This window comes from Isoptericola sp. NPDC055063 (assembly GCF_053608125.1).
The window spans coordinates 103,993-105,010 of the sequence record NZ_JBSGUW010000017.1 but is presented as its reverse complement, the minus strand read 5'-3'; the positions used below and the strand labels follow the sequence as shown (position 1 = coordinate 105,010).

Here is a 1,018-nt window from a genome sequence, read left to right as displayed (position 1 = left end):
CCGCCGGCCCCGAGCGCCCGCACCGCGACCGCGGTCGCCACGGTGGTGCGGCCCGTGCCGGGCGCGCCGACCACGAGGGTCACGGGGTTCTCGAGGGCGGCCGCGACGGCGGCCTCCTGCGTGGCGTCCAGCACGACGCCGGCCTCGGGGACGCCGGCGGGCGCCGGCGGCACGAGCCGCGGGGCGAGGAGAGGCGCTGACGTCACGGCACCGATTCGACCACGCCCCACCGACACCCCGGGGCGCGCCCGTCGGGAGCGCCGGTTTCACCCTCCGCTGACAAGGGCCCGGCGGGGCCTTCTCCTGGCCCCGCCGTGACTAGGATCGATCCGGACGTCCGGGTGACCGGGCACGACTGACGGCCGACAGACGCGACGGCACGACCCGGCGCGGCTCGCGAAGGAGACAACGTGGAGATCACGATCGGTGTGCAGAACCTGGCCCGCGAGCTGGTCGTCGAGACCGACGGGACAGCGGAGGACGTGACCGCCGCCGTGCGCTCGGCGATCGCCGACGGCGGCGTCCTCGAGCTCACCGACTCGCGCGGCCGCACCATCCTGGTGCCCACCGCGACCATCGGGTACGTGGAGCTCGGCGCCGAGGAGCAGCGCAAGGTCGGCTTCGGCGCCCTCTGACACCTGGGGCGGGGTCCCACGGGTCCCCGCCCCGGCGCAGCCGGTCAGGCCGCGAGGCCCATCCGGTCCATGCGTCGGGTGTGCTCCGCGGTGAGCCGGGAGACCAACCACGCCTGCGGCGACGCGCCGCCGTCGGACGCCGCCTCCCGCGCGTCGGCCGCGAGCGCGGCCAGCTGCGGGTGCGCCGCCAGCAGCACGGGCACGAGGCCGAGCGCCTCGCCGACCACGCGCCGGCCCCACAGCGCGAGGCGCGCCGCCAGCACGCCGTCCGACGACGCCGCCTCGGCGAGCACGCCGGTGGGGGGGTTGTTTGGGGGGGGGGTGGCGCCCGACCCCTCGAAAGCGGAAGGCCCACCCAGCAGCCCCCAGCCAGGGTCAAGCGA

Annotated in this window: 2 protein-coding genes and 1 pseudogene; 1 reads left to right on the top strand and 2 read right to left on the bottom strand. The window is 77.4% G+C overall.

Translation table 11 applies throughout. The features are described from left to right. The coding region (locus ACWF41_RS19235; RefSeq protein WP_452183071.1) for a hypothetical protein at positions 1-206 on the bottom strand (206 nt) is incomplete at its 3' end. A 204-nt stretch (positions 207-410) separates the two neighbouring features. Between ACWF41_RS19235 and ACWF41_RS19230 the strand changes: the two genes are divergently transcribed. Then, complete coding sequence (locus ACWF41_RS19230; protein WP_380322867.1) at positions 411-635, top strand: DUF3107 domain-containing protein; 225 nt, start codon at positions 411-413, stop codon at positions 633-635. Positions 636-679: 44 nt separating this feature from the next. Here the strand turns inward: ACWF41_RS19230 and ACWF41_RS19225 are convergent. Beyond that, a pseudogene (locus ACWF41_RS19225) lies at positions 680-1,018 on the bottom strand (hypothetical protein); the annotation flags it as partial.